Source organism: Methylovirgula ligni (genome assembly GCF_004135935.1).
Classification (GTDB): domain Bacteria; phylum Pseudomonadota; class Alphaproteobacteria; order Rhizobiales; family Beijerinckiaceae; genus Methylovirgula; species Methylovirgula ligni.
On record NZ_CP025086.1, the window covers coordinates 1,418,071 to 1,444,895 of the forward strand.

At 59.1% G+C, this 26,825-nt stretch carries 24 protein-coding genes; 11 read left to right on the forward strand and 13 right to left on the reverse strand.

Translation table 11 applies throughout. The annotated features are described in order from the left end of the window. Positions 1 to 31: 31 nt before the first annotated feature. On the reverse strand, positions 32 to 1,468 hold the full coding sequence (locus CWB41_RS06885; protein ID WP_115834976.1) for an FAD-dependent oxidoreductase: 1,437 nt from the start codon (positions 1,466 to 1,468) through the stop codon (positions 32 to 34). Between the two features lie 303 nt (positions 1,469 to 1,771). On the opposite strand from CWB41_RS06885, the gene CWB41_RS06890 reads away from it, so the two are divergent. Genes CWB41_RS06890 through CWB41_RS06920 form a run of 7 tightly spaced genes read left to right on the forward strand, consistent with a single transcriptional unit; the run spans position 1,772 to position 8,294 of the window. Then, positions 1,772 to 2,572, forward strand: a complete 801-nt coding sequence (locus tag CWB41_RS06890; protein ID WP_207206635.1) for a MaoC family dehydratase — start codon at positions 1,772 to 1,774, stop codon at positions 2,570 to 2,572. A gap of 2 nt (positions 2,573 to 2,574) precedes the next feature. Beyond that, complete coding sequence (locus CWB41_RS06895; protein WP_115834974.1) at positions 2,575 to 3,324, forward strand: electron transfer flavoprotein subunit beta/FixA family protein; 750 nt, start codon at positions 2,575 to 2,577, stop codon at positions 3,322 to 3,324. A 19-nt stretch (positions 3,325 to 3,343) separates the two neighbouring features. Then, complete coding sequence (locus CWB41_RS06900) at positions 3,344 to 4,273, forward strand: electron transfer flavoprotein subunit alpha/FixB family protein (RefSeq protein WP_115835471.1); 930 nt, start codon at positions 3,344 to 3,346, stop codon at positions 4,271 to 4,273. A 35-nt stretch (positions 4,274 to 4,308) separates the two neighbouring features. After that, a complete protein-coding gene (locus CWB41_RS06905; protein WP_115834973.1) occupies positions 4,309 to 5,091 on the forward strand; it encodes a citryl-CoA lyase in 783 nt (260 codons plus the stop codon). Between the two features lie 36 nt (positions 5,092 to 5,127). Beyond that, entirely contained in the window at positions 5,128 to 6,300 is a 1,173-nt protein-coding gene (locus CWB41_RS06910) for an acyl-CoA dehydrogenase family protein (protein ID WP_115834972.1), read from the forward strand. An 8-nt stretch (positions 6,301 to 6,308) separates the two neighbouring features. Beyond that, on the forward strand, positions 6,309 to 7,418 hold the full coding sequence (locus CWB41_RS06915; RefSeq protein WP_115834971.1) for a CaiB/BaiF CoA transferase family protein: 1,110 nt from the start codon (positions 6,309 to 6,311) through the stop codon (positions 7,416 to 7,418). A 6-nt stretch (positions 7,419 to 7,424) separates the two neighbouring features. After that, on the forward strand, positions 7,425 to 8,294 hold the full coding sequence (locus CWB41_RS06920; RefSeq protein WP_115834970.1) for an HTD2 family dehydratase: 870 nt from the start codon (positions 7,425 to 7,427) through the stop codon (positions 8,292 to 8,294). A gap of 43 nt (positions 8,295 to 8,337) precedes the next feature. On the opposite strand, the gene paaG is transcribed toward CWB41_RS06920, so the two are convergent. Both paaG and CWB41_RS06930 read right to left on the reverse strand, forming a co-directional pair. Then, the gene (paaG, locus tag CWB41_RS06925; protein WP_207206646.1) at positions 8,338 to 9,129 is read right to left on the reverse strand and encodes a 2-(1,2-epoxy-1,2-dihydrophenyl)acetyl-CoA isomerase PaaG; all 792 of its coding nucleotides are present in this window, start codon (positions 9,127 to 9,129) and stop codon (positions 8,338 to 8,340) included. A gap of 4 nt (positions 9,130 to 9,133) precedes the next feature. After that, on the reverse strand, positions 9,134 to 10,681 hold the full coding sequence (locus tag CWB41_RS06930) for a long-chain-fatty-acid--CoA ligase (protein ID WP_165204098.1): 1,548 nt from the start codon (positions 10,679 to 10,681) through the stop codon (positions 9,134 to 9,136). Positions 10,682 to 10,999: 318 nt separating this feature from the next. Between CWB41_RS06930 and CWB41_RS06935 the strand changes: the two genes are divergently transcribed. The 3 genes from CWB41_RS06935 (at position 11,000) to leuD (ending at position 13,792) form a co-directional block, all read left to right on the forward strand. Beyond that, a complete protein-coding gene (locus CWB41_RS06935; protein ID WP_245411115.1) occupies positions 11,000 to 11,572 on the forward strand; it encodes a hydrolase in 573 nt (190 codons plus the stop codon). Between the two features lie 169 nt (positions 11,573 to 11,741). Next, a complete protein-coding gene (locus CWB41_RS06940) occupies positions 11,742 to 13,148 on the forward strand; it encodes a 3-isopropylmalate dehydratase large subunit (protein WP_115834966.1) in 1,407 nt (468 codons plus the stop codon). Further along, complete coding sequence (leuD, locus tag CWB41_RS06945; protein WP_115834965.1) at positions 13,145 to 13,792, forward strand: 3-isopropylmalate dehydratase small subunit; 648 nt, start codon at positions 13,145 to 13,147, stop codon at positions 13,790 to 13,792. The genes CWB41_RS06940 and leuD overlap by 4 nt, the downstream gene beginning before the upstream one ends. Before the next feature lie 61 nt (positions 13,793 to 13,853). Here the strand turns inward: leuD and CWB41_RS06950 are convergent, their stop codons facing one another. After that, positions 13,854 to 15,233, reverse strand: coding sequence for an MFS transporter (locus CWB41_RS06950; RefSeq protein ID WP_115834964.1), 1,380 nt, complete (start codon positions 15,231 to 15,233; stop codon positions 13,854 to 13,856). 679 nt (positions 15,234 to 15,912) lie between these two features. Between CWB41_RS06950 and CWB41_RS06955 the strand changes: the two genes are divergently transcribed. Then, positions 15,913 to 17,388: a carbohydrate porin gene (locus tag CWB41_RS06955; RefSeq protein WP_115834963.1), complete on the forward strand. Its 1,476-nt coding sequence runs from the start codon at positions 15,913 to 15,915 to the stop codon at positions 17,386 to 17,388. A gap of 694 nt (positions 17,389 to 18,082) precedes the next feature. On the opposite strand, the gene CWB41_RS06960 is transcribed toward CWB41_RS06955, so the two are convergent. Genes CWB41_RS06960 through CWB41_RS07000 form a run of 9 tightly spaced genes read right to left on the reverse strand, consistent with a single transcriptional unit; the run spans position 18,083 to position 26,822 of the window. Next, the gene (locus CWB41_RS06960; RefSeq protein WP_115834961.1) at positions 18,083 to 19,108 is read right to left on the reverse strand and encodes an XdhC family protein; all 1,026 of its coding nucleotides are present in this window, start codon (positions 19,106 to 19,108) and stop codon (positions 18,083 to 18,085) included. Between the two features lie 56 nt (positions 19,109 to 19,164). Beyond that, the gene (locus tag CWB41_RS06965) at positions 19,165 to 19,683 is read right to left on the reverse strand and encodes a hypothetical protein (protein ID WP_115834960.1); all 519 of its coding nucleotides are present in this window, start codon (positions 19,681 to 19,683) and stop codon (positions 19,165 to 19,167) included. Continuing rightward, the gene (locus tag CWB41_RS06970; RefSeq protein WP_165204101.1) at positions 19,680 to 20,342 is read right to left on the reverse strand and encodes a nucleotidyltransferase family protein; all 663 of its coding nucleotides are present in this window, start codon (positions 20,340 to 20,342) and stop codon (positions 19,680 to 19,682) included. The genes CWB41_RS06965 and CWB41_RS06970 overlap by 4 nt, the downstream gene beginning before the upstream one ends. Further along, the gene (locus CWB41_RS06975) at positions 20,339 to 20,980 is read right to left on the reverse strand and encodes an SRPBCC family protein (protein ID WP_165204104.1); all 642 of its coding nucleotides are present in this window, start codon (positions 20,978 to 20,980) and stop codon (positions 20,339 to 20,341) included. The genes CWB41_RS06970 and CWB41_RS06975 overlap by 4 nt, the downstream gene beginning before the upstream one ends. Then, the gene (locus CWB41_RS06980) at positions 20,970 to 21,800 is read right to left on the reverse strand and encodes an XdhC family protein (RefSeq protein WP_115834957.1); all 831 of its coding nucleotides are present in this window, start codon (positions 21,798 to 21,800) and stop codon (positions 20,970 to 20,972) included. Before CWB41_RS06980 ends, CWB41_RS06975 begins: the two co-directional genes overlap by 11 nt. A 1-nt stretch (position 21,801) precedes the next feature. Further along, positions 21,802 to 22,986, reverse strand: coding sequence for a vWA domain-containing protein (locus CWB41_RS06985; protein ID WP_115834956.1), 1,185 nt, complete (start codon positions 22,984 to 22,986; stop codon positions 21,802 to 21,804). Then, entirely contained in the window at positions 22,986 to 23,861 is an 876-nt protein-coding gene (locus CWB41_RS06990; protein WP_115834955.1) for an AAA family ATPase, read from the reverse strand. The genes CWB41_RS06985 and CWB41_RS06990 overlap by 1 nt, the downstream gene beginning before the upstream one ends. 19 nt (positions 23,862 to 23,880) lie before the next feature. Beyond that, positions 23,881 to 26,325 (reverse strand): aerobic carbon-monoxide dehydrogenase large subunit, encoded by a 2,445-nt coding sequence (locus CWB41_RS06995; RefSeq protein WP_115834954.1) that lies wholly within the window; start codon positions 26,323 to 26,325, stop codon positions 23,881 to 23,883. After that, positions 26,322 to 26,822 carry a (2Fe-2S)-binding protein gene (locus CWB41_RS07000; protein ID WP_115834953.1) on the reverse strand — a complete coding sequence of 167 codons (501 nt, stop codon included), beginning with the start codon at positions 26,820 to 26,822 and terminating at the stop codon, positions 26,322 to 26,324. Before CWB41_RS07000 ends, CWB41_RS06995 begins: the two co-directional genes overlap by 4 nt. Positions 26,823 to 26,825: the final 3 nt, after the last annotated feature.

Genomic DNA, 26,825 nt, shown 5'->3' on the forward strand with positions numbered 1-26,825 from the left:
ATTGTATCCTTTTATCGCCGCGTCCGCTGCCTTATCTCGAGGACGCGATTGTCCGTCCGGCAATACGTCCGAGCGTGATCCCCCTGAGGACCGACGTCGCACCGACATAGAGATTATAAAAGAGACCGACGGTTTCGCCGGCGGCGTAGAGGCCGGGAATGGGATATCCGTCGCGGTTGACGACCTGCGCCTTGCTGTTCACTTTCACGCCGCCGCAGGTGAAGGTATTGGCGCACATGATCGGGAAAGCGTAAAGATCGGCCTCGTTTATTTCGCGGGCCCAATTCGACTTGGGCGGAACGATGCCCTCGGTGGCTTTTCCGTCGAGAGCGGCGGTGTCATAGAGGCCTTCGCGCACAGCGGCGTTGTATTTCCTCAGTGTCGCCTCGAGCGACGCAGGTGGCACGCCAATTTTTTGCGCCATTTCACGCGCCGATGTTGCCCGGATGGGATCCTGGTCCGTCTTGATGCGCGTTTTGATGTTAGGGATCTCATAAAGACGGCTGTCGAACAGAAGATGTGCTATCCCCATCTTCTGGCGCATGATGGTCCAGGAAATGTCGTCGTAGATGAATTCGTACCGGTTGGTCCCCTCATCGAAGAAGCGCACGCCCTGATTGTTGACGAGAATGCCGTAGTTGACGACAGCGATCAGCGCTTCGTGGCGCGGCGAGCGAGGATCGACAGGCTCGCCGTGGAACATGTCGTATTGGCCGGCCGCCGCGGCCCCTGCGGCCAGCATCATCTCGATGCCCTCACCCTTGTTGTAGACTCCGCCGGGAGAAACCGGTCGCGTAAGATGCGCGTTAGCGCCGACGTAACGGGTCATCATCTCGAGATTTCCCTGATATCCGCCTGATGCGACGACGACATTATTGGCGGCGATCACGAAAAGGCCCTTCTCCGGTGCCCAGCATCGCAAGCCGCGAACTGTGCCCACATCGTCGAGGATGAGAGCCCGGCCGGTTGTTTCATAGCGTATGTCGATGCCAAGCCGCTCGGCGCTTTGTGCCAGCGCCTCGACGATAGCGAGGCCGCCGCCCGAGGGTCCCATGCGCTCCGGCCCCTTTTGCAGCAGCATCGGACTGTGAAAGGTGAATTTGACCCCATGGCTTTTGAGCCAGGCCATCGCCGGCGGCGCTTCCTCGGCGAGTGCCAGGACAAGTTCCGGATCGTTGAAGGGGTAAGCCTTTACATTCGGCGGCCAGTTGTCGTAGTCGCGCGAGACCTCGCGCAGCATTTCCGGTCCGATGGCGCCGTGCCCCGCAAGCATGCGGTCGACGAAATCATCGGCGACGGCGGTTTCGTCCTTCATGCGCATCCAGGCTTCGGTATACCGGGAATTTCCGCCACGCTCGGCCTTCGGCGCCCTCTCAAGCAGAACAACCGATGCTCCGGCTTCGACGGCCGAAACGGCCGCCGAGAGACCCGCCACGCCGCATCCTATGACCGCCACATCGAAGGTCATGAATCGATCTCCCTTGCACTTTTTCTAATTACATACAAATTACGACAGAAGCGCTCGTCCGTCGCCCGCTAATCCCTTAGCTGCGCCAATGATTGCATGCAACATTTGATTTTCGGCAGAAGCGGTGATAACCCTTCCGCCGTCGAAGGACACAAACAACAGCGCGCCGCGTCTTCGGCAACGCAGCAGCGTTTGCATTTGCCCAGACCCGGTCTGACACGACGAACGATGCCAATCGATTACGACGCACTCCTCAAATTGGAGATACCCCGGACCGAGGCAACTTTCGGGCCCCGTGAAACCATGTTCTACGCTCTCAGCATCGGCATGGGTCTCGACCCCGACGAGCGGCGGGAACTCGGCTATGTTTACGAACGGGATTTGCAGGCGGTGCCGACCATGGCTGTCGTACTGGCGCAGCCCAGCCGCTGGATCGAGCAGCTCCCCACCGGCATAGATTATTCGAAGGTCGTCCATGGCGAGCAAGGTCTTGTCATGCACCGGTCGCTTCCGTCCGAGGGGACGGTCGTCAGCAAAACGAATGTTGTCGACATTATCGATAAAGGTGCGGGCAAAGGCGCGCTTCTGATCACGCGGCGAATGCTTCATGATAAATCGAGCGGTGCACTCATCGCCACGATCAGCCAGACGATCTTTTGCCGGGCGGACGGCGGTTTCGGAGGAACACAAAGGCCCGCGCCGGCGGTACATTATTTGCCCGAACGCCCGGCAGATATGACCGTCAAAATGCCGACATCTCCGCAAGCTGCGCTTCTTTACCGGCTCAACGGCGATCTCAATCCCTTGCACGCGGATCCGGACGTCGCTGCGAAAGCAGGTTTCCCGCGGCCGATTCTTCACGGGCTCGCGACCTATGGCGTCGCCGCTCGCGCGATCTTGAAGACGGTCTGCGGCTATGATGGCCGCCGGCTGCGCAGTTTGAGCTGCCGCTTCAGCGCACCGGTTTTTCCCGGCGACACGTTGCAAGCTGAAATCTGGCAGGATGGCGACGTCGCGAGCTTTCGCCTTCGAGCCATCGAGCGCGATCTCGTGGCCGTCACCAATGGACGCGCGGAAATCCGCCCGGCCGACTGGAGTCAATGAAAATGAAGATCCTTGTCCCAGTTAAACGGGTCGTCGACTTCAACGTAAAGATCCGCGTGAACGGCGACGGATCCGGCGTCGAGCTGGTCAATCTGAAAATGTCGATGAACCCTTTCGACGAAATTGCTCTTGAGGAAGCTATCCGTCTGAAGGAAGCTGGCGTGGCACAAGAGATCGTCGCCGTATCGATCGGGCCTGTACAGGCGCAGGAAACGCTGCGGACGGCGCTTGCCATGGGCGCGGATCGGGCGATTCTGATCAAGACCGACGTTTCGGTCGAGCCGCTGGGTGTCGCCAAGATACTCAAGCGGATAGCGGAGACAGAAGAACCACGTCTCGTCATCCTGGGTAAACAGGCGATCGACGACGACGCCAGCCAGACGGGCCAGATGCTCGCGGCATTGCTCAGCTGGCCGCAAGGAACCTTCGCCTCGAAGCTCGCTGTCGAGAACGCTCACGCGAAGGTCACCCGCGAAGTGGACGGCGGACTGCAGACAGTGAAACTGAAGCTCCCCGCGGTCATAACTGTCGATCTGCGGCTCAATCAGCCGCGTTATGCCTCGTTGCCGAACATCATGAAGGCAAAAAGAAAGCCGCTGGAGGAAAAAACTCCGGCGGATCTGGGCGTCGATGTTACCCCCCGGTTGAGAATTTTATGGACTGAAGAGCCCGGCGGTCGCAAAGCCGGTGTGAGGGTGAAGAGTGTTTCGGAGCTTGTCGACAAGCTCCGAAACGATGCCGGTGTGCTCTGACGCAGAAAGGATGATGCAGATGGCCGTTCTTCTCGTCGCGGAACACAACAATTCAGCTCTTTCGGATCAGACGGCGAAAGTGCTGTCGGCGGCTTTGCGGATCGATGACGTTGTAGATGTTCTAGTTGCCGGTAGCGCGGCGCAGCCTGCCGCCGCCGCCGCGGCGAAGTTGAGGGGTGTGCGCAAGGTTCTGCTCGCTGAGGCGCCTTCTCTGGAGAATCAACTCGCTGAGCCAATGGCGGCCACGATCGTCGCGTTGGCGGAAGCCTATGAGGCGATCGTCGCCGCCGCGACGACAACTGGCAAGAACGTGATGCCACGCGTCGCTGCGCTGCTCGACGTCATGCAGATCTCCGAAATCATAGACGTGGTGTCTCCGGATACGTTCAAGCGTCCGATCTATGCTGGAAACGCTATCCAAACCATTCAATCGAACGACACGAAAAAGGTGGTTACCGTGCGCACCGCCGCGTTTCCCGCTACCGCTGTCGGCGGCACGGCGTCTGTCGAACTTGCCGAGGCGGCGGACGACCCCGGCCTGTCGGTCTTCGTCGAGAACCGCCTTTCCGACAGCGCCCGGCCAGAGCTAACCTCCGCAAAAATCATCATATCGGGCGGCCGGGCGCTAGGTTCTCAGGAGAAATTCGAGGCATTGATTTTTCCGGTTGCGGATCGGCTTGGCGCAGCCGTCGGCGCTTCGCGCGCCGCAGTCGACGCCGGATATGCGCCAAACGATTGTCAGGTAGGGCAAACCGGAAAGATCGTCGCGCCGGAGCTCTATATCGCCGTTGGGATTTCAGGTGCCATACAACATCTCGCGGGTATGAAGGATTCAAAAATTATCGTCGCCATCAACAAGGACGAGGACGCGCCGATATTCCTAGTCGCTGATTACGGTCTCGTCGGCGATCTATTTGTCCTCCTTCCAGAACTTCAAAAAGCGCTTTGAATCAGCGCGTCGTAAACGCCACCAGAGGAAGCCAGATGACGCGCCAAGCCAAGGAAATCCGCTCCGACATCGCCTGGAGCACACGCGACAGGATCGAGGTGCGGGGCAGAAGCCTGCCTGACGAGATTCTGGGTCATTTCAATCTCGGCGATGTCGCCTTCCTGCAATTGACGGGGAAAGTCCCGACGCCGGCACAATCGAACGTCTTCAATGCAATTCTGATCACGTTGGTCGAGCACGGGATTACGCCGTCGGCCATCGCCGCGCGCATGACCTATGTCGGCGCTCCCGAAGCGTTGCAGGCCGCCGTCGCGGCGGGCCTCTGCGGCTTGGGCAGCGTTTTTGTCGGCAGCATGGAGGGCGCGGCCCGCATGCTGACAGAGGCGCTGCCTTATGGATCGCAGGACGCCGATCTCGATCAGCTCGCGAAACACGTAATGACCGAATTCGATGGCCGCATCATCCCCGGACTGGGGCACCCGGTTCACAAGCCTGTCGACCCGCGGACGCCAAGGTTGTTCCAGATCGCGGAAGAGAACGGATATTCGGGACGTTACGTCACGCTGATGAAGAAAATCGAGCGCGAGGCCGAGCAATCCTCCGGTAAGGAGCTGCCGATCAACGCGACCGGCGCAATCGCCGCGCTCTGCTGCGAGTTGGGCTTTCCCTGGAAGATCGTACGTGGATTCGGAGTGATGGCGCGCGCGATCGGTCTTGTTGGGCACATCCTCGAAGAATCGGAACACCCGATGGCGATTGAGATCTGGCAGCGCGTCGAAGACGAGGCGACCCGCCATATTCGTCCCGAAGCCACATAGCCGCATAGCCACGTAGCGCGCGAAACGACAGCCGAAATGCCCCTCAAAGAACTCCCAGACAGCGACGAAATCGCCCAGATCAAAACCAGCGTCCGGAAGCTCTGCGCCGAATTCGCGCCTGAATATTGGCGCGTGCTCGACCGTGAACATGCCTATCCGTCAGAGTTTGTCGAGAAGCTTTCCAGTGGCGGCTATCTCTCCGTGCTCATTCCGGAGGAATATGGCGGTGCCGGCTTGCCGCTTTCGGCGGCGGCCGCCGTGCTTGAGGAAATCCAGCGCGCCGGAGCGAACGGCGCCGCCTGTCACGCGCAAATGTATATTATGGGCGCGCTGCTGCGGCACGGGAGCGACGCACAAAAACGCAAATACCTGCCCGGGATCGCCTCCGGTGCCCTGCGGCTGCAGGCCTTCGGCGTGACTGAACCCACCAGCGGAACTGATACCTCCTCTATCAAGACTTTCGCTCGGCGGGAAGGCGATCGTTATTTCATCAACGGGCAGAAGGTGTGGACGTCGCGCGCCGAATATTCCGACCTCATGCTCTTGCTGGCGCGGACAACGCCGCGGGAAGAAATCGCTAAACGCACGGACGGCCTTTCGATCTTCATTGTCGACATGCGCGAAGCCAAACAGGCCGGCATGATGATCAAGCCGATTCGTACCATGATGAACCACTCGACGACCGAGGTCTTCTTCGACAATGTCGCCGTCCCCGCCGAAAATCTGATCGGCGAGGAGGGAAAAGGCTTTCGCTACGTCCTCTCCGGAATGAATGCCGAGCGCATCTTGATCGCGGCGGAATGCGTCGGCGATGCCAAATGGTTCACCGAGAAAGCCTCCAGCTATGCGCGTGAGCGTAAGGTCTTTGGTCGCCCGATCGGTCAAAACCAGGGCGTGCAGTTTCCACTCGCCAAAGCCTACGGGCAAATGCGCGCCGCCGAGCTGATGGTACGCCACGCCGCGAGTTTATTCGAAGCCAACGAAAGCTGTGGCGAAGAGGCCAATATTGCGAAGATGCTCGCGGCGGAGGCGTCGTGGGCTGCCGCCGAAGCCTGTATGCAGACGCACGGAGGGTTCGCGTTCGCCGAGGAGTACGATGTCGAACGCAAGTTTCGCGAAACGCGGCTCTATCAGATCGCGCCGATATCCACGAATCTCATCCTTAGCTACATCGCCGAGCACGTGCTCGATCTGCCGCGCTCTTATTGAGAACAAACATGCTTCCGCTGGAAGGCCTCCTCGTCGTTTCTATCGAACAAGCGGTCGCAGCACCTCAGTGTACGCTCCGTCTCGCCGACGCCGGTGCGCGCGTTATCAAGATCGAGCGTGCCGAAGGGGAGACCGCGCGCCATTATGACTCCGCCGTGAAGGGCACGAGCGCGTACTTTGCTTGGCTCAACCGCGGCAAGGAGAGCATCGTCCTCGATATCAAAAATGAGGATGATCGCGGGCTTGTCGAACGCATGGTGGCACGCGCAGATGTCTTTGTCCAAAACCTCGCGCCGGGAGCAGCCGCGCGGCTCGGGCTCGGCTCGACCGATTTGGTGAAACGTTATCCCGGTCTGACCGCTGTCGACATCGTCGGATACGGACAAGATACGGACTACCGGAATATGCGTGCCTATGATCTGCTGATCCAGGCGGAAACCGGATTGTGCACAGTGACGGGGACACCGGAAGAGCCGGTTAAGGTTGGCGTATCGATCGCCGACGTGGTGACCGGAATGAACGCTTACATGGCGGTGCTCGAAGCATTGATCGGGCGCACGAAAAGTGGGCGTGGTAAAGCGTTGGAGATCGCGATGTTCGATGCCGTGGCGGACCTGATGAGCGTGCCGCTGTTGCACCACGATTACGCGCGCTGGGAAACGCCGCGCACGGGGCTCGCCCATGCATCCATTTATCCTTACGGGCGGGTGGAGTGTCTGGATGGCGATATAATCATCGTGGTTCAGAACCCCGATGAATGGCAGAGGTTCTGTTTGGGGGTTCTGCGGCGACCGGAGATCATCAGCGATACGCGATACGCTAGCAATTCTCTGAGAGTTGCCAACCGCGAGGCACTTGCTGGAATCATCCGGGACGCATTCGGACGCCTGACCAGATCGGAAGCGATCACGAGGCTTGAGGCCAACGGTCTCGCGTGGTCGCGCGTATCGACGGTCGCCGATCTTTCCGCTCACCCGGCGCTTCGCCGCATACCGGTGGAAACACCGGGCGGCGAAATCCGTATGGTGCGCTCTCCGGTACGGCAGAAAATCAAGATTGGCGCGGTGCCAGAACTTGGTGCGCAAACCGAAATTGTACGGCGGGAATTCGCAAGGTAGCGAGCGATGGCTGTAATCGACATAGGTTATCTTCGCAACTGGATCGGTCGCGCGAAAATGGCGACGGATGTCGTCACCCCCGGCCTTGTTGAACGGTTTATGGCGACGTTTGGCAGCTTTGTATATCACGAGCCTGACGCGGCGCCGCTTGCGATTCACTGGTGTCTGGCGCCTGCTGCCGTCTCGCAGGAGGATCTCGACGAGGACGGTCATCCGACGCGCGGCGATTTCTTACCGCCGGTGCCGCTTCCCCGACGCATGTGGGCTGGCGGAGAGTTGGAATTCCATCAGCAGCTTCGGACCGGGGACGTGGTGACACGCACGTCACGAGTCATTGACGTAGTCGCGAAAACGGGCCGCCAGGGGCCACTGGTTTTCGTGAACGTCGCGCATGAGCTTACGACGCCGCGCGGCGTGGCAATCGTCGAGCGTCAGGACATCGTCTACAAGGGCGAGATTAGCGCATTGCATACGCACGAAAGCAGCAACCGCGCCTCCGCGCGCGAAGAGCCATGTGCATGCGAGGTCGCGCATGCGGAGCATACGCAATCAGTCAAAGTCTCCAGCGTCCTCTTGTTTCGGTTTTCGGCTCTAACATTCAACGCCCATCGCATACACTATGATCGCGACTATGCGCGCGGTGCGGAAGGCTATCCGGATATTGTCGTGCACGGTCCATTGCAGGTGACTCTCTTGCTGCACTTCGCGGCGCGTCTCGACGGTAGGCCGCCGCGGCGCATCATTCATCGAAGCATCGCGCCCTTGTTCGCAAGTTCTGATTTCACACTGAACGCGGCTGGAGGTCGAGGGGCGCGCCAACTCTGGTGCGCTGATGCGGCAGACGGCCTCACGTCAAATGTCACGCATCTCGCCTGAGGAAGACTTCCAGGTGAGAAGTTATGCGCGCGAGGGGCGCCGCCTACCGCCCAACAAAGTTCGGCTTGCGCTTTTCCTTGAACGCGCTGACGCCTTCGCGATAGTCTTCTGTCCGTCCCAGCATACGCTGCAAGTCGCGTTCGCGATCGAGCTGATCCGCGAGCGACGCGGTGCTGCTGGCTTTAATCGCATTCTTGATCGCCACCATCGCGCGCGTCGGGGCGACAGCGAGCCGTCTGACGAGCGACTCGACGTGCTCTTCGAACGCCTCATCGTCGATCGCTTGCCAGATCATGCCCCAGTCCGCGGCCTGCGCTGCATTAAGGGGATCGCCCGTCATCATCAGTGCCGTGGCACGCGCGGGCCCGATGAGGCGGGGCAGGATCCATGTTCCGGCGCTGTCCGGTAAAAGCCCAATGTTGGCGAAGGATTGAATGAATTGCGCCGATTTCCTCGCCACAACGATATCGCAGGCGAGCGCGATATTGACCCCTGCGCCGGCCGCCACGCCATTGACGGCGCAGACGACAGGCAACGGCAATTCGGTTAGGCGTTTAATCAAAGGGTTGTAGAATGCGTCGATATTGGCGCCGAGGTCCAGCGCTTCCGCAGACTCGGGATTGCGTTCGGAAAGGTCTTGGCCGGCGCAGAAACCGCGCCCCGAGCCAGTGAGCAAAAGCACGCGGGCGTCGTGGCCGTCGAGCAGAGAGTCGAGCGCCACGGCGACCTCGTGATGCATCGTAACGGTAAAAGCATTTAACCGCTGCGGTCGGTTGAGGACGAGACGGGCGACGCTCGCTTCAAGGGAAAATAAGATCGTCTCAAACTGCATGATGGGATTAGTCCGTTGCCGGCGCGCCGACAGTCGAGCGGCGCATGGTTTCGGCGCGCAGCATGGATTTCAGCACTTTGTTCGCGCCGCTGATCGGCAATTCCTCAAAGCGAATTTCGACCGACTTCGGGCATTTGTATGCCGCGATCTTGCTCCGGCAATAGGTAATGATCTCCGCCGCCGTGATGTTGAGGCCGGCCCGAGGAACCACGATGGCGTGAACCATTTCGCCCCACTTCTCGTGTGGCAGCCCAATCACCGCGCAGGACCATACGGCGTAATGGGTGCTGATCGCGTTTTCGACTTCTTGCGAATAGACATTTTCTCCGCCGGAGATGATCACATCCTTTAGCCGGTCAACAACGAAAAGATATCCGTCTTCGTCAAGGTAGCCAATGTCGCCGGTATACATCCAGCCCTGCCGTAGCACTTTAGCTGTTGCTGCATCGTTGCGCCAATAACCGCGCATGACCATAGGGCCGCGAACGATGATCTCGCCGGTAGCTCCGATAGGCTGCGCATTCCCGTCACTATCGACGACACGGACCTCCGCCAAAAGCGCCGCGCGGCCAGCCGAGCGCAACCGCCCGGCGTTCGCTCCATCGACGATATGGTCGCGGTAGCCGAGCATGGTGGCGATCGGCGACGTCTCCGTCATGCCGTAGGATTGCACGAGCCGGACGTCAGGGAGGCGGCGCATCAGCTCGCGCACAAGCGCTTCGGAAATGGGGGCCGCTCCGTAGGTGATGTAGCGAAGGCTCGAAAGGTCGAAATCGTCGAGATCAGGCACGTCGAGAAGGGCGCGGATCATTGTCGGGACGAAGGTCGCGAGGGTGACGCGCTCGGCGGCGATGGTTTGGAGCACGTTGGCGACCACGAAACGCGGCAGGACCACATGCGTAGCGGCGGCCTGCGTCACGGAAAACAGGCGCGCAGCGGCAGCGACATGAAAGAGCGGCCCGCAATGGAGATGGACAGTTCGCTCGTCCATGCCGATATGGCTGATGAAGTTGAGGGAGTTGGCGACCATATTTTCGTGGCTCAGCAGAACACCCTTAGGCTCGCCCGTTGTCCCGCCAGTGTAAAAGAGCAGCGCCCCGTCGTCCCCTTGTCGCTGCGTTTCTTCGCAGGTGTCCGCGGATGCGATGAGTGCCTCATACGAAAGGAAGGGCTCCGGTGCCGCAACGTCGTCGAATACGATAATGGGAATGTCACGCGCGGCCGCGCGAACCTCGGCCGGCAAAGACAGAAATTCGGGACTGACGAAAAGAATATCAGGTTCAGAGTCGGCTATCTGCCCGGCGAGTTCCGCCCCAGACAGGCGATGGTTTAACGGGGCGAGGATCCCGCCCGCCCAAATCGTAGCGTAAAAGCATTCGAAAACGCGGTGGCTATTGACAGCGAGAATCGCGACGCGTTCGCCGTTTCTAATGCCATGGCTGCGCAATGCACCGGCTAAATGCTGGATACGATTGAAAAGTGTTTCCCACTGTAATCGATTTGGCCCGTCGATCAGGCCGATGTCTCGACGCCGGCTCTCGCGGGCGCGGATCAAAGACTGTGTCAATCGTAGCGCCATTAGGGCGGCCCCAAATCAAGCAAGGCAGCGCAATCCGCTGCCCAGAATGAGGGTCAACCTAATATTGCATGTAATATTTTTGAAGCGAAAATTTATGAGGAACAGAAATGGCCCGATTATTTATCACATAGACTACTGATTATGCTAGATATTTTGATGTTAATAACTATGATGTGCCGAACGACGGAGATGCTGCCACGCCAATTAGTTTTGCAATTTTGCATGCGATATTGCATATCGTTAGTCGATGGGGTCTTTCGAGATGGCCTTGCGGGAATGAAGTGGAGACAGTTTGTGAGCGAACGCCTTCTTGATCCAAAAACGACATCGCTGGTTTCGATCGATCTTCAACATGGCATCGTGGGCTTGCCAGTTGGTCCGCACGCGGCCCCGGACGTCGTTCAGCGAACGGCGCAAATTGCCGAAAAGCTCCGTGCTGCTGGCGGTACGGTGATCTTCGTCAGGGTCGCGAATCTCCCCGACGGGTCCGATGCCCTCGCACCTTGCGTTGACATCAAGGTAAAGGCTCCCACTTCGCGACCAGCCGACTGGTCGGAGCTTGTGCCTGCGCTCAACCGAGAGCCAAACGACATCGTAATAACAAAGCGGCAATGGGGTGCATTTTACGGCACCGACCTCGATCTGCATCTGCGACGGCGTCGAATACAAACATTGATCGTCACTGGTATCGCGACCAACATCGGCGTGGAATCGACCGCACGCGATGCTTATGAACGCGGCTTTGATCAGATCTTTGTCGAGGACGCGATGTCGGCATTAGGCGACGGGCATGCCTATGCTGTCGCAAATATTTTTCCGCGCATAGGCAGGCTTCGCACGACTGCGGAATTGCTGGCCGTCATCTAGGCCTGATTTGGGATTGATAGGTGCGGAGTCGCGATCTTTGTGCGTCGGGCTTCGTCGTGGTGTTGTATGCAATATCCCTTTATGATTGCCCGAAATCGTCGTATGTGAAATATATTACATACAATATCGCTTCTGTGGGGAGACCTGGAGGAAGGATTCTGTCGTGCCTATGACCGTCGCTGAAAAGATCTGGCAACAACATAGCGTCGCCGAGCTCGGCGACGCGACGACCTTGCTTCACATTGACCGCTTGATGCTGCATGAGCGTTCAGGCGGCCGCATGCTGAAGGGTGTGCTGGATGCCGGCCGCACCGTCTATGACCCCTCGATGGTCGTGGGCACGCTTGATCACATCATCGACACGACGCCCGGTCGGGGCGACCGCACGCTCTTTGCAGGCGGCGCCGAGTTCATCAAGACTTTTCGTGATAGCGCAGCGCTTGCCGAGGTTCAGGTGTTTGACATCGGCGACGCGCGACAGGGAATCGTCCACGTTATGGCGCCCGAACTTGGCATCGTTTCTCCGGGCATGACGTTAGTTTGTGGCGACAGCCATACGCCGACCGTTGGAGGCGTTGGCGCTCTCGCTTGGGGAATTGGCGTTACGCAGGGCGAGCATGTCCTGAGCACTCAATGTCTTGCTGTCCGCCGGCCAGGGCAGATGCGTGTATGCTTTGAAGGCCGCCTCGCGCCGTTCGTTACAGCTAAGGACATGGTCTTGTGGCTTATCGGCCGTTATGGCGCAAACGGCGGAAAGGGCCGTGTCGTCGAAATGGTTGGGCCGGTTATTCGCTCTCTCTCTGTCGAGGGCAGAATGACGCTTTGCAATATGATGGTCGAATTCGGCGCCTGGACTGCAATCGTTCCCCCCGACGATGTGACGATCGAATACATGGCGGGAAGGCCTTACCGCCCGACAGGAACTTGCTGGGATTCTGCCGAGATTTATTGGCGTAATCTGGCGAGCGATGACGATGCAAAATTTGAAAGCGAGATCGTTGTTGACTGTGAGGACATCGAACCGCAGGTCTCCTGGGGAACGAGCACCGAGCACGTGATGGGCATTACCGGTCAAGTACCAGACCCTGCGCAAGCTGGAAGCGATATCGCCCGCGCTTCGATGGAGAAGGCGCTCAAATACGCCGATCTCAGACCGGGTGATCCTCTGCTCGGACTCGGCATTGAGGCGGCTTTCATTGGCTCTTGCACGAATAGCCGTATCGAAGACCTGAGGCTCGCTGCTGGTATATTGACTGGCCGTAAAGTTGCCCCGGGTTTGAAAGCGATCTGCGTCCCGGGATCTACGCAGGTCAAGCATCAGGCGGAATCGGAAGGCCTGGACGACGTATTCAAGGCTGCTGGTTTCGAGTGGCGCGAGGCCGGCTGTTCGCTCTGCTTCTTCGCGGGGGGCGACAGTTTTGGAGCCGCCAAGCGGGTTATCACGACGACAAATAGAAATTTTGAGAATCGGCAAGGCCCAAATGTCCGGTCGCACTTGGCGAGCCCTGTAACTGTTGCGGCTTCGGCCGTTAGGGGCGCGATCGCCGACCCGCGCGCATTGGGTTTTAATCTGTGAAGTCTTTTGTCAGTCTCCGCGGCATAGCGGCCCCTTTGCCAATCGACAATATCGATACCGACGCCATCATTCCATCGCGGGAAACTCAGTCCGTAGCGAGATTCGGTTATGGCGAGAAGCTCTTCGCAAACTGGCGATACCGTCCGGGCACCCGCGAAGTAAATCCAAATTTTATTTTAAACCAGGCTCCATACGATCGCGCCGAGATTCTCGTCGCAGGACAGAATTTCGGTTGCGGTTCGTCGCGCGAGGCCGCGGTTTGGTCATTGGTTCAATTCGGCATTCGCTGCGTCATCAGCGAAAGTTATGGCGCTATTTTCCGTAACAACGCGATACGAAATGGCCTGCTGCCAATTACCTTGGCAGAAAATGAAATAAAGACGATTTTGGAAGAGATTAGCCAGTTGAATAGTGCAAATGCGACGCTTACGGCCGATTTGAAATCATGTTCGGTTATTACCTCAACCGGACTCGTGTTCGACTTCCAAATAGCCGAACGTGACCGCGAGATGTTGCTGAGCGGAGCCGACGAAATTGAACTTACGCTCCTCCGGCAGGCAGAAATTGAGGCGTTTCGCGAGCAAGATCGCCGTGCGAGACCATGGGTCTATGACGCACTGTGGCTGTCAGGTAAATTTGAGTGAAAATAAGATAGCTCGACGGGGTGAATTGGCCCGGCACGTGGCCGGGCCAATTCTGCTGTCGTCAGGAGGAAACGTTGTGGGCCGATCCTGTCCGCGATGTGAAAGTCAAATCGGGCGCGACGATCTCTATTACGGGATTCGCGTGAAGCACGCGCATGGCTTTGCAGACCCTCAAAAGCACTAGCCATATCAGGGGGAGCGTGGCGATTGTCATGACGATCAGCGACGAACCGATTCTCGCGCGGCCAAACCAATGATCGGTCATCCAGGCGGTCGCTGGCGGTCCGATGAGCGTTCCTATCAGCGTGATTATGGCGAGATAGAGCGCTGATACGCGGCCACGCAGATAGGAGGGAGTATAGAGCTGCAGCGCCGCTCCGGAACAGCCGACGAAGGTCCAGGTAAAACAATAGAAGACAGAACTCGCCGCGATGAACTCCCAAACGTTCGCGCGCGTCAGTGCAATAAGCATAAGCGGCAGCGAGACAGTCACCGCAAGCAAATGGAAGCGAACGTGCGCATCTCCCATTCCACGCGCGTAAAGCTTGTCGGTCAGGACTGCACTGACGATCTGCCCGACTACACCGGCGAAAACGGTCAAGAGTCCGAGCGCCATACCAGCTTGCGCCGCATTGAGGCCGTAGGTCCGCATGAGGAATGTCGGCATCCAAGCGTTGTACGATTGCACGAGAATGTTGGTGCAGCCAAATCCAACCGGCAACGCGAGATAGAGATCCCAGTGGCGCTTCAAAAGCGGGACGAATCCTACCCTTGTGTCACCTGTTGACACGCCGGCTTTTCCGGTAGCGCGCGGAGGCTCAGGGACGATGAAGATCAGCGGTGTGACCACAAGGGTTACGAGCCCGACGATGAGGAATACTAATTGCCACGGTCGTATGTCGCCGATCAGAGGCAACGAAATATGGCTATAGCTTTTGACTAGATTGATGATCGCGCCGCCAGCGACGAGCGCAATACCCGCCCCAAGAACAGAACCGGTTGTAAATACCGAAACAGCGGTCGCCAGCATCTTTCGCGGAAAACTTTCGCCGATCATCGAATGCGCCGCAGGGGTGAGCGTGGACTCGCCTATGCCCACGCCGATCCTGCTCAGGAGCAATGAAGCGAAGCTGCCCGAAAGCCCGCAGAAGCTTGTTGCGGCGCCCCATAAAGCCACACCTGCGGCGGTAATGAGCCGCCGTGGGAAACGGTCAACGAGTGTGCCCGTGAATAGGCCGGCAAGAACATACAGAATTCCGAATGCTGGCCCGATCAGCAGACTCATCTGGAAATCGGTGATGTGCAGATCTTTTTCTATTGGGCCGATCATGATCGTGATGACGGTCCGATCGACGAAAGAGACGACGTAGAAGATCAGCAGGATTCCGACGAGGAGCCAGGCTGTCCCTCGCTTGATGATTGGAGTCGCCGTCTCGTTCATCGGCCGTACTCCGCGGAGATGCGAATTGTACGCTTGGCCGGCCGTTCGGCGGCGGGACGCACAGATGCCCTATTGATACGCACTATTCCTCCCGAGCTTGTTCAAGTTTCTTATTGCGCGAATGTTGCATACAATAATGTCGATTGCAACGCGACATATCAGTTATAATACACATTTTGCATGCATTCACGCCGTTCCGCGTTTTGCGACTGACCGGCAACTGGCGCCATTTGCATGCACTTTGGCAACGCGGGTTGGGCCGCATCGTGCCGAGGGGTGTGCGCCCCCGAAGGGATTGCGCAACTTCTATCCAGATAGCGGCTTGGCCACCTTGGCCTAGAGGAAGCATTGATGATCCGGTGGTGTGAAGGGTGGTGCGCTCGAGGCTTCGCGGATCACTCGTAGTGCATGCAAATTTGCCACATTACATCGCATACGGCATGCGGCAGATGTCCATTATGCATGCAATCGTTGACATCGCGCATATTGGATGCAATTCTTCACGCATTCCGGCTGCAGGGCCATCCTATGAATATGGCGGCTCCGTACTTGGGCTTGATATGTAACTAGTCTGAAACATCGAGTATTAAACGTAATATGCTCGGTAGTTATAATATAACGCGTGATAATTGCGCGTCGGTGGGAAGAAATGTCTGTCGAATAATAGGCGGGGGATGATATGTTTGTAGCCTGGTCGAATAATTCCGCTAGAGGCGTGCATGATGTTGCGGGGTCTTCAAAAAAAGATGCTTGCGCGCGTCCATTACAACACCTTGCGTACGTCAAACCCTGCGGGCGAAAGGCAGCTTTGCTAGGGTCTGTGGCAGCTTGTTTCCTAGCGAGCGGGGCGATCGGTGGAATAAACTGCTCGCATGCAGCCGACCTCAGCGCCACGCCGCCGGTGCTTCAAACGCAAGCGCCGCCTCTAAACCTGGATTGGTATACGGAGCTGCGGGGCATCGACGAGCAATTGCCGGATCATAATGACCTTATAGATCCAGATGTCGGGGGAGTTAGGTCCGCGCTGGCATCGGTCGGCATTGGCTATCTAGGCTACAGCTCGAACAGCTTCTATCTCAACATGCTCAATGTCGCCAGAACGACCGATGGGCATCAGGAATATTCCGGTCAGCGGCCGACGTTCTCGACAGTCGATGTGCTGAACACGACCTATGATACAAGCCGTTGGGGCATTCCCGACGGGCAAATTCTTCTCTCCGCGGTCGGAAATTTCTTCTCCTGGAAAGAGGCGGGGCCTACTCTCTGGGGCCTTTCGCAGGCAAGCTGGTATCAGACGTTGTTCAACCGCAAGGTCGAGCTGACGATCGGCTACATGAGCAATTTTCAGGAATACATCAACCCCTACGTGGGAGGCGCGATCACTTCCAGCGTCTTCGGTCTGGGTTCCGCGATCCAGATCCAAGGAGGTATGTCGTTCGCCGCGTTTCCGAAGCCGGCGACCACGGTTAAAGTCAACATCACGCCGAATATCTACACGCTCGGAACGGTGCAGAGTTCGCTCAATCCGGACGGTCTTGCCGAGGAATTTTCGCAGAATCCGCACGGGATTGCGTGGCGGACGGATCATTCCGGCGTCCTTTTCGTCGACGAAACCGGCTACAAGAATGCCTCAGATCCGAACGTGATGGAGACTTGGGTTCGCGCTGGCGCCGCGTACAACACAAGCTCCTTCATCAGCAATGTCGATCCCAGCGAAAGGCGAAGCGGTAACTCGTTTTACTATGTCTTGGGCGACCGTCAGCTATGGCAGTCAAACCCGTCAGCCGGCGCCTACAGAGGTGTCTATGCCGGATTCTCAGCCATGTATGCGCCGCCGGACCTCAATCTGTTCACTCAATATTACGAACTGCGGCTTTACGCGTTGGGGGTTTTCGACGCGAGGCCGACCGATTTGATCAGCCTCACGCTCTCTGACACGTTTTGGAGCACCTATCTCGTCGACAATCTGGCGTTGGCCGGCAACCTGGTCCATAACGACAGCAAATCCGCTACGCTGGCGTACAACATCCACGTGATGCACGGCGTCTATGCGGGACTCGGAGTTTCCTACACCGATCACCCGTCGACCATCGCCTATACCCCGACGACCGGCAGTTCACTCAACTTCCTGGCAAGCTTAAACGTCTTTTATTGAGATGGGGAAATCGGCGCTCCGCTTGCGCGCCGATTTCCTTTTCAGACTAGACGACTGGCGGAACAAGCCATTCAAAGATTTTCTGGCGACGGACTTCCTGAGAAAAAATTCCTTAAACCTCCTCGCCGCTAGAGTGCCAAAAGGCCGCATCGATGAATTCATGGCCCCAAGAGTTTTTCCCGCAACAATGAATATAAGCAGCAGACCGCATCGGCTTCCAATCGCGCGTCAAGCGTTACGACCATCGAAGTGCTTCCGTATTCTCGCGCAGCTAAATTGATACAGAAGTCATGGAGACGCCGGTTACAGCGACCGTCTGCGTTCCCATGGGGAACTCCCGAAAGCAGCCATTCTGCTTACCTCCAAATCCGGTCATCTGACGGATTTCCCAATGTTCTTTACTCGTGGCGCGGTCGTTAAACCATGGGACGACGCTCGGAATGCCGTCTCTTGTTCCATCCTAGGCGATAACGATTGAATCCGCGAAGATGCCCATGGCTAAGAACCTGAGGAAATGAGGCAATACCTCATCAAGCCCAAACGACAAGAAAAGTTGCAGGACGCCGGGCGCCTCACCCTTCACCGCGCGGTCGACACCGGGAGGGGTGAGCTCGTTTGCGGGTATCAATGCCCGCCGCGCCCTGGGCGAAGCGCGTGGATCGGCCTGCCGCCAGAATGAGAGCCGCGATTCGGCTCACGCCGCTTCTTCAAAGCGCAAAGGCTTTTGCCGCTTCGATGCGATCACTTCGGCAATGATCGCGATGGCGATTTCGCCCGCACTGGCGGCGCCTATGTCGAGCCCTATGGGCGCATGTATACGCGCAAGCGCGGCCTCTGGAATGTTCTGCCCTCGCAGACGATCCAACCGAGCTGCATTGGTTTTGCGCGATCCCAAAGCGCCAATGTAAAAGCAATCCGCAGCCAACGCTGCGGTGATGCCCGGGTCGTCGATGGCCGGAACGTGCGACAGAACGACCATCGCGGTATAGTGATCGAGTCCTTGATCGATGAAAACCCGCTCAGGCCATTCGGCTATTACATTGACGCCGGCAAATCTTTCCTGCGTAGCGAAAGCGCTGCGCGGATCGATCACCGTGACGTCGTAACCCGCAAGCTTTGCAATGGGCGCCAGCGCCTGCGCAATGTGAACGGCACCGAGCACGATCATCCGAAGCCGCGGAACATTCACACGTAGAAAGAGCGACCTTCCGGTTGCTTCGATCAGCCCGCTTTTTCCGAGACCCAAGTGCGCACGCAATTGTATCCCAAGCGGATCCTGTTCAAGTTCGCCATCGCTCACGATGCGCAGCGCGCCAGTCGCGATATCGATCACAAGCACAGATGCGTGGCGCGCACGCTCAAGGGCGGAGAGTTCAGAGAGCGCGCGTGCCTGCATCAAATCGACCCGCTCAACGAAAATCTTGATCCGGCCACCGCATGACAATCCGGCCCGCCACGCCGTTTCGTCGCTGACGCCGAACTCGCGCATACACGGCCGGCCGTCGGCAAGGACATCCAGCGCGTCAGCAATAACATCTGCCTCCACGCAGCCGCCCGAGACGGAACCGACAAAACGGCCATCGGCATCGATTACCAATTGGCTTCCAACGGGGCGCGGTGCCGATCCCCATGTTTCGATGACCGTCGCGATCGCGACTTTGCTGCCGCGCGTATGCCAGTCAAGCGCGGTTTGGAGGATTTCTGCATCGGATACGAGCATGGAAGAGCCTCACGAAAGTAAGCAGCGTTGTGGGCAGGTCTCAGAAGGAGTGCGTGTCACCCCGGCGAACGGATCCGGATTGCGTTCGCCGCGAGTGCGTCGAGCGCTGCCCACGAAGCCATGCCGCCCGCCATGCCGACGGCCATCGCGCCGATCATCGTCGGAACGCTCCATGTCATCCCAAGATGACGCGCAACTTGCGGAGCGAACCATTCGCTCAGGAACATGCCAATTAGCATCGCGACACTGCAGCCGACGTAGGGCAACAGAAACAAGGCGCGTTGGCTCCAAGTTTCGCGATGACCGCAACTCGGCCAAGCTGAATAAAAAGCAGCGACGAGGCCGCTTACGAACATCAAAATGTTTGTCGTCGGTAATAGCACGGCATGCAAAGCGATACTGTCGCCGAGCGAATGCGGCCGTGTACAAAGTGCAACGATCGTCTGCGGCAATACTGATTGCAGGTCGATCGCCAGCCCGATCATCATGCCGCTAAAGCAGAGAACAAACATGACGGCCGGCCCGAGCCATTTGTCCTCCAGCCGTGGGGCGAGTGGTGTGGACATATCCGTCATTGCATCTTCTCCAGACGGTGGAGGAGGCGCGCGTAATCTTCCGGCGTGTCGCAATCGAGTGCATAGACGTCGCTCTCCATCTCGGCGCGGTAGACGTCGCTTGTACGGGTCTCGATGAGTTTGCGACAGCCGATGTTCAGGCCGCCACCGATGACCGCTGGTATATGCCGCGATGCAAATAGGATCGGATTGCCACGCTTGCTTTCGTAAAAAGGCACGAGGATCGATTCAAGTTCGAGGCGCGCATAGAGCGAGGCGAGCCGCTCGATGTCGCTCGCGGTCACGAGCGGCTGATCGCCGAGCATGATCATCACCGCGTCGCAAACCTGGGTCAGCGCACGAACGCCGGCCGCGACCGAGGTCGGCTGGCCCTGCGCAAAATCGCGGTTAAAGATGCAGGACGCTGGCAAATCGGCCAGCACATTCGCGACATCCTCGGCGCGATGGCCGGTGACAATGACCGTCTCGGTCGGTGCGAAGGCCAGGACGTTTTGCGCGGTCCGGCGGATCATGGGAACGCCGCCGACATCGAGCAGCATCTTGGCGCTTCCGCCCATCCGGGCCGAAAGCCCCGCTGCGAGGACAACAGCGGAAATTCTCAGGCAGGGCGGCGCCAGGCCCGCGATCGCGGAGCCAAAGCTCGCCCGCTGCGCGTTCACGGTGAGACCTGCTTGCCGGTAAACAGGCCGGCAAAGAACGATTTGATGACCGCCCATAAAAACGCAAAGCCGTTAATGCTGGTTTGCGGCGCGGGCGCTGGCGCTTCGGATATTGATGCGGGAACCGGAGCGGCCGGGGCGCTTGGCGCCACCGTCGCGACAGATGCCACGGCCGGCGTCGGTTCCGCCTGAACCTTGGTCTGCAGGTTGGTGTAGAACTCTTTGATGATCTGATCGGAGGCACTGGTCAGGAGTCGCGCGCCCATCGACGCGGCCTTGCCATTGACGGTGACATTAGCCTTGCCACTGACGCGCGAGGACGCCGGACCCGTCTCAGTCACGGCTGCGGTCAATTCCATTTCGGCGACGGAGGTGCCGCCTTTGTCCGCGCCCTTGCCAGCGAGACTGATGGTTCGCGCCGCAGGATCGCGCGCGAGAATCTCGATCGCGCCCAGAAAGGTGAGATTGACCGGCCCGAGCCTTACCGAAACCGTGCCTCGGTAATGGGTCGGATCGATCTCTTGGGTGATCTTTGCGCCGGGGAGGCACGATGCCACTTTGTCGATCTGATCGAGAAAATTCCATGTCTGATCGGCGGAAACAGGCAGCTCAAGGCTGCGATCAATATCAAGCTTCATGCGCGTGGCCTTTGAGTTGGGAGCGGCGGAAGGCGACGATTTCGGCGAGGACGGAGAGCGCGATTTCTTCCGGCGTGACCGCATGAATATCGATGCCGGCAGGCGCTCTGAGCCGCCCAAGCTTATCTGCCGGCAGGCCACGTTCCTGCAATTTCGCCTTCAAGGCCTCGGCCTTGCGGCTGCTGGCGATGAAAGCGACATAATCGGCGTCGACCGCAAGCGCGCCTTGCAATGCCGCGTCGTCGCCGCGGCCCTGCGTCGAGACGACGATGAAACGTTCGCCCGGCGATGTTGGCGGCAGTTCATAGCCCTCGATGCGCTTTTCGACTTCGGGAAAGGCTTCTTGATCGCTGGCGGGGACGCAGGCGGTCACGGCAAAGCCGAGCTTGGCTGCAAGTTCGGCTGTCGCCACCGCGACGGGGCTCGAGCCGCAAACGAACATTTCGGGACGCGGCAGCATCGGCTCGACGAAAATGTCCATGCATCCACGACTGGGGCAGGAGTTTTTGGCATAATGCACGCCGTCGCGCTCTTCGCCTGGCGCAACGCCGCGCTTGGCAAGGAGATCGCCGGGCTCGACGGAGATCAGCCGCGATTGGCCGTCTTCCAATGCGTCCTTCGCGGCCTTCAAGACGGCGCCGCGGGTGCAGCCGCTGCCGATCCAGCCCTCGCTGAATGTGCCGTTAGGAAGGATGATCGCCTTGGCGCCCGGCTTGGCGCAGGTCGAGGCCAAAGCCCGTACGACCGTCGCTAGTACGAAGGGCGAGCCCTTCTCGCGCATGTTCTGCGCCAGCGAGAGAATATCTTCCGCGTAGCTCATGTCAGATCCTCGCCAGATAGGGTTCGAGCGCCGCGAGACTTTCGAGATTATGCGCGGGTGCAAAGAGATCGATGTGAGGCAGCGCCGCTTTCATGCCGCGCGCCTGCGGTGTGTAATCCCGCCAGCCGAGCAATGGATTGAGCCAGACGATGCGGCGGCAGCGGCGTCGCAATTGCCGCATCTCCGTGGCCAGCACCTCCGGCGTGCCGGCATCATAGCCGTCCGAGACGATGATGACGGCGGTGCGCGAATGGATCATCCGGCGGGCATGCCAACGGTTGAAGTCGGCGAGGCTCTGGCCGATCTCGGTGCCGCCGCCGACACCCTGCGTCATCAGCGCAAGCCGCTCAACGGCGCGGGCAATATCGCGATCTTTCAGCGACGGCGAGATATGGACGAGCCGCGTGTGAAACAGAAACACGTCCGATTCGCGGAAGTTGCCGACAACGCCATGCAGAAAACGAACGAAGAAGGCTGTGTAGAGGCTCATCGAGCCGGAGGCGTCGAGCAATACGACAAGCCGTAGGGGCTTCAGCTTACGGCGCCGCCAGACAAGCTCGATCGGCGTGCCGCCATGCTCGACGCTGCGACGCAGCGTCCGCCGCAGATCGATCCGCGACCCACTCGCACGGGCGCGGGCGCGACGTACAAGCCGCACGTGCATGCTGCGGGCTAGCCGTGCGGCGAGCGCATGAATCTTCTCAGTCTCGACCGGATCGATGACATGTCGGATGTCGGTCGCGGCGATGTTCTCCGCGCGGGACGCGCCTTCACGACGTCCCGATCCGGCCAAAGCAACGTCCGCGCCCTCGCGCCGCTCGACGTGATCGGCCATACCATGCGCGCCGTTACTGGTTCGCGGCGCGAGCTGGCGCTCCGGAAGAGCCTTCGGTGAAGTTACGCTGCCGCCCGCACGCTGCACGCTGCGCACGCGCTGGCCCATCCAATAAGCGGCGAAGATCGCGTCGAACTTTTCCCAGTCGCCGTGATTGGCGCAGAAGAGCGCGCGAAGCGCCGGCTGCAATGTCGAACGGCGAGTGGCCGCCGGCGAGGCCATTATGGCGAGCGCGTCGCGCGCCTCCGCATGGCCGACGGCGAAGCCGTTCTCTCGTAATGTCCGCGCGAAGCCCGCCAGCCGCAACCGGATGCCGTCGCCGAGAGGTGAGATTTTTTCTGCTGCGCTCATCAAGCCACCTTGCCGAGCAGGCGGTCGCTCACGTCGCGCGTGAGTCCGGCGCGGTCCTCATTCGTCTTGAGCAAACAGATCATCGTGTCATAGACGGCTTCCGGCTCCTGACGCAGGTCATGCACGCCGAGGCCGGCGAGCGTCGTGGCCCAGTCAAGCGTTTCGGCGACGCCGGGGATCTTGCGCAAATCCTCTTTGCGGATGGCCGCGATCATCCGCGCGATTTGAAGCGCAAACGCCGTGTCGATGCCGGGAATGCGGGCGAGGATGATGCGCGCCTCGCGATCGACATCGGGGAAATCAAGATAATGATAGAGGCAGCGCCGTCGCAGAGCGTCGGAGAGTTCGCGCGTACCGTTCGATGTCAGTACGACGCGCGGAATCGAGGTCGCCTTGATCGTGCCGAGCTCCGGGATGCTGACTTGGAAATCGGAAAGCAATTCAAGAAGAAAAGCCTCGAATTCCTCATCGGCGCGATCAATCTCGTCGATGAGCAGAACCGGTGGTTTCTCGCGCCTTATCGCAGCGAGCAGTGGCCGTTCGAGAAGATATTTTTCGGAGAAAATATGCTCCTCAACCTCCTCGGCATTTGACCCTTCGTGTGCCTTGATCGCGAGCAATTGCCGCTGGTAGTTCCATTCGTAAAGTGCCGCGCTCTGATCCAGGCCCTCGTAGCATTGCAGGCGGATAAGTTCAGCGCCATGCAGCGCCGCGAGCGCCTTGCCGATCTCCGTCTTGCCGACGCCCGCTTCCCCCTCGAGCAGCAGGGGCCGCTGCAAGAAATCCATCAGCCAAAGCGCGGTCGCGAGCTCGCGGGCGGCGATGTAGCCGGTCTCTGCAAGCCGCATGGCGATTGTATCGCGATCAATCTGCATGACAGAATCTGTGTCGCCGCTATTCGGCGGCGACGGTAGCCTCCGCGTGAAGGCCAAGTTTCTCGGCCACCGTCCAAATGCGCCAAGCGTCGTGCGGCATCTGGATATGAGTCGAGCCGAGAAACTTGAACGCGTCGTTCACCGCATTGGAAAAACACGGCACGCCGCCGACATTCGGGCTTTCGCCGACGCCCTTAGCGCCGATTGGATGGTGTGGCGAGGGCGTCGTCGTCCAGTCCGTCTCCCAATGCGGCGTCTCGACTGAGGTCGGAATGAAATAGTCCTGAAACGAAGCGGTCAGCACATTGCCGTCTTCGTCGTAGGCGATCTCCTGGCCCATTGCGATGCCGAAGGCCTCCGTTAGGCCGCCGTGAATCTGACCTTCGATGATCATCGGATTGATTCGCGTGCCGCAATCGTCGAGCGCATAGAAGCGGCGGATTTTCACCTCGCCCGTATCGACATCGACGTCGCAGACGCAGATATAAGCGCCGAACGGATAGGTCATGTTCGGCGGGTCGTAATAGCTCACCGCCTCAAGCCCCGGCTCCATGCCAGGCGGGGGGCTGTTGTAAGCTGCCCAGGCGATCTCCGTCATGGTCTTAGATCGCTCCGGATTGCCTTTGACGCGAAAGCGGTCGATGTCCCATTCAAGATCGTCGTCGTGGACTTCGAGAAGATGCGCGGCGATCATCTGCGCCTTGGCCTTGATCTTCCGCGCCGCCACAGCGGTCGCGGCGCCGGAGACCGGCGTCGAGCGCGAGCCGTATGTGCCAAGGCCATAGGGCGCGGTGTCGGTATTGCCCTCCTCGATGGTGATGAGTTCGGACGGAATGCCGAGTTCCGTTGCGATGATCTGGCCATAGGTCGTCTCGTGGCCCTGACCCTGCGATTTGGTGCCGAGCCGGGCGATGATCGAGCCCGTCGGATGAATGCGGATTTCGGCCGAGTCGAACATGGCGATGCCCAGAATGTCGCAATTGCGCGACGGGCCGGCGCCGACGATCTCGGTGAAATGGATGACGCCGATTCCCATCAATTCGCGCGTTTCGCCGCGCCTGAAAGCTTCCTGTTTCGCTTTCTGCTCCTCGCGCAATTGCTTATAGCCGACGGCGTCGAGCACCTTCTGCATGGCGGTATGGTAATCGCCGGAATCGTATTCCCAACCGAGCGCGGAATGATAAGGGAACTGCTCGCGCTTGATGAAATTCCTCATCCTGAATTCGGCAGGATCCATGCCGAGCTTCTGCGCCATGATATCCATGGCGCGCTCGATGCAATAGGCGGCTTCCGTCACGCGGAACGAGCAGCGGTAGGCGACGCCGCCCGACGCCTTGTTGGTATAGACGCCATCGACCGCGCAATGCGCGACCGGGAAGTCATATGAGCCGGTGACGATGTTGAAGAATCCGGCCGGCCATTTCATCGGGTCCGCGCAGGCATCGAAGGCGCCGTGGTCGGCGAGCACATGCACGCGCAGCCCGGTGACGCGGCCATCCTTGGTTGCGGCGATCTCGGTGGTCATATGATAATCGCGTGCGAAAGATGTGCTCGAAAGATTCTCGACCCGGTCCTCGACCCATTTCACCGGCAGGCCGGTGACGATTGAGGCGACGATCGAACAGACATAGCCCGGATAGACGCCGACCTTGTTGCCGAACCCACCCCCGATGTCCGGCGCAATGACATGAATTTTGTGTTCGGGAATTTTCGAGAGAAGCGACACCACGGTTCGCACGACATGCGGCGCCTGGAACGTTCCCCAAACGGTCAGCTCGCCCTTGATCTTGTCGAAGGAGGCAAGGCATTGGCAGGTTTCGAGCGGCGAAGGATGGACACGGTGATAGGTGATCAGTTCCTTGATCGTCACCTCGGCGTTCTCAAAGGCAACATCGGTCGCGGTCTGGTCCCCAACCTCCCAGGTGAAGATGTGATTGTAATGTTTGCGCGGCCCGTGCGCGCCATCCATCTTGTCCTTGATGTCTTCACGCAGCAGCGGCGCATCCGGGTCCATCGACTTGAAGGGATCGACGAGCACGGGAAGCTGGTCGTATTCGACCTGCACGAGTTCGATAGCATCGGCGGCGATATAGCGATCGGTCGCGATGACGAAGGCGACCTCTTGATTCTGGAAGAGAACTTTCTCATCGGCGAGAACCGCCTGGACGTCGCCGGCAAGTGTCGGCATGTAATGCAGGTTGAGCGGTTTCAGATCGGCAGCGGTCAACACCGCAACGACGCCGGGCAACGCCTTGGCCCGCGACGTGTCGATCGATTTGATCCGCGCGTGCGCGAAAGGCGAGCGCACGAAATCGCCGAACAGCATGCCGGGCAGTTTCACGTCGTCGACGTAATTGCCCCTGCCCTGGGTGAAGCGGATGTCTTCGACGCGCTTGCGCTTGCAGCCCATTCCTTGAAGCTTTTCCGCGCGCTCGTTGGCTGAGGGAATCGCCATGTCGTTCATTCCGCGGCCTCCTTGAAGGTGCGGCCAGCGAGCTTCGCGGCGGCGTATTGGATCGCGCTGACGATGTTCTGATAGCCCGTGCACCGGCAGAGATTGCCGGCAATGCCGTAACGGATCTCGTCCTCCGTCGGATCGGGATTTTCCTGCAGCAGGCGCCAGGCGCGGGTGATCATGCCGGGCGTGCAGAAGCCGCATTGCAGGCCGTGCAATTCGCGAAAACCTTCCTGTAGCGCGTGCAGCGTTCCGTCGGGCGCAGCGATCCCTTCAATGGTGACGATCTCGGCGCCGTCGGCCTGGACCGCGAAGACGGTGCAGGATTTTACCGACCTGCCGTTGAGATCGACGGTGCAGGCGCCACAATGGGTCGTGTCGCAGCCGATGTGCGGGCCGGTCAGGTTCTGCTGCTCGCGCAGGAAATGGATCAGAAGCGTACGCGGCTCGACCAGTGCCTCGATGTCCGCGCCGTTGATCTTGAACGTAACGTGCGATTTGCCCATGCG

Bases quoted from the DNA above. Each gene is read 5' to 3' on its own strand.
- CWB41_RS06885 (WP_115834976.1), bottom strand. From the start codon at position 1,468: ATGACCTTCGATGTGGCGGTCATAGGATGCGGCGTGGCGGGTCTCTCG.
- CWB41_RS06890 (WP_207206635.1), top strand. From the start codon at position 1,772: ATGTTCTACGCTCTCAGCATCGGCATGGGTCTCGACCCCGACGAGCGG.
- CWB41_RS06895 (WP_115834974.1), top strand. From the start codon at position 2,575: ATGAAGATCCTTGTCCCAGTTAAACGGGTCGTCGACTTCAACGTAAAG.
- CWB41_RS06900 (WP_115835471.1), top strand. From the start codon at position 3,344: ATGGCCGTTCTTCTCGTCGCGGAACACAACAATTCAGCTCTTTCGGAT.
- CWB41_RS06905 (WP_115834973.1), top strand. From the start codon at position 4,309: ATGACGCGCCAAGCCAAGGAAATCCGCTCCGACATCGCCTGGAGCACA.
- CWB41_RS06910 (WP_115834972.1), top strand. From the start codon at position 5,128: ATGCCCCTCAAAGAACTCCCAGACAGCGACGAAATCGCCCAGATCAAA.
- CWB41_RS06915 (WP_115834971.1), top strand. From the start codon at position 6,309: ATGCTTCCGCTGGAAGGCCTCCTCGTCGTTTCTATCGAACAAGCGGTC.
- CWB41_RS06920 (WP_115834970.1), top strand. From the start codon at position 7,425: ATGGCTGTAATCGACATAGGTTATCTTCGCAACTGGATCGGTCGCGCG.
- CWB41_RS06940 (WP_115834966.1), top strand. From the start codon at position 11,742: ATGACCGTCGCTGAAAAGATCTGGCAACAACATAGCGTCGCCGAGCTC.
- CWB41_RS06950 (WP_115834964.1), bottom strand. From the start codon at position 15,233: ATGAACGAGACGGCGACTCCAATCATCAAGCGAGGGACAGCCTGGCTC.
- CWB41_RS06955 (WP_115834963.1), top strand. From the start codon at position 15,913: ATGTTTGTAGCCTGGTCGAATAATTCCGCTAGAGGCGTGCATGATGTT.
- CWB41_RS06960 (WP_115834961.1), bottom strand. From the start codon at position 19,108: ATGCTCGTATCCGATGCAGAAATCCTCCAAACCGCGCTTGACTGGCAT.
- CWB41_RS06965 (WP_115834960.1), bottom strand. From the start codon at position 19,683: ATGACGGATATGTCCACACCACTCGCCCCACGGCTGGAGGACAAATGG.
- CWB41_RS06975 (WP_165204104.1), bottom strand. From the start codon at position 20,980: ATGAAGCTTGATATTGATCGCAGCCTTGAGCTGCCTGTTTCCGCCGAT.
- CWB41_RS06980 (WP_115834957.1), bottom strand. From the start codon at position 21,800: ATGAGCTACGCGGAAGATATTCTCTCGCTGGCGCAGAACATGCGCGAG.
- CWB41_RS06985 (WP_115834956.1), bottom strand. From the start codon at position 22,986: ATGAGCGCAGCAGAAAAAATCTCACCTCTCGGCGACGGCATCCGGTTG.
- CWB41_RS06990 (WP_115834955.1), bottom strand. From the start codon at position 23,861: ATGCAGATTGATCGCGATACAATCGCCATGCGGCTTGCAGAGACCGGC.
- CWB41_RS06995 (WP_115834954.1), bottom strand. From the start codon at position 26,325: ATGAACGACATGGCGATTCCCTCAGCCAACGAGCGCGCGGAAAAGCTT.
- CWB41_RS07000 (WP_115834953.1), bottom strand. From the start codon at position 26,822: ATGGGCAAATCGCACGTTACGTTCAAGATCAACGGCGCGGACATCGAG.